This window comes from Phaeospirillum tilakii (genome assembly GCF_042683125.1).
Classification (GTDB): Bacteria; Pseudomonadota; Alphaproteobacteria; order Rhodospirillales; family Magnetospirillaceae; genus Phaeospirillum; species Phaeospirillum tilakii.
Window position 1 is genome coordinate 1 of sequence record NZ_JBHUIY010000114.1, and the last position, 660, is coordinate 660.

The 660-nt window shown below is 57.9% G+C and carries 1 protein-coding gene; it reads right to left on the reverse strand.

Going from position 1 to position 660, the window contains the following annotated elements:
• Nucleotides 1-660: transposase (locus ACFSNB_RS18755; protein ID WP_377319342.1), on the reverse strand; the 660-nt coding region annotated here is incomplete at both ends.

Sequence of the window (660 nt, forward strand, 5' to 3'; positions counted from 1 at the left end):
GACGTCCTGTTTCATTCGCTCCGCGTCAAACGCTTGTTTCTTCGTACAAATCGCAAACAGCACATTCAACAGCTTCCGGCACAAGGCGACGATGGACTGCTTTCCGGTCAGCGGATTGACGGATCGGGTCGTATAATACTCATGCAGCTCGCGAAACGCCTCGTTATGCCGAATCAGCGGAATCATCGCCCGAAACAGCACCGAGCGCAACCGTTTCCGTCCCCGTTTGGAGATGTGCTTTTGCCCTTTGCGCTGGCCGGAGGAGTTCTCCTTGAGCGTCAGGCCCGCCAACTTCACCAATTGGCGCGGGTCCCGATAATGGGCGAAGCTGCCGATCTCCGCCAGAAGATCGATAATCGTGGCGTCTCCCAACCCGACGACCGTTTTCAGCCATTGATACTCCATCGTCGTTTGAACCAATGCCTTCAACTCGGCGTCCAACGCGGCGATCTCAGCCTCCAATTGGCGGTATCGGCGGACGAGCGCGGCGATCTCAAACCGGGCCATCGCTGTCCCTTCCGTCACCCCAATCGAGTCCTTCGCGGTGTTGATCAACGCCTGAATTTTGGCCTTCTGCGGGCATTTCATCCCTTTGCTTTGCCGGTACACCTCGATGAGCTCCTCGGCGGTCCGACCGGCCATATCAGCCGGAAGCGGCGT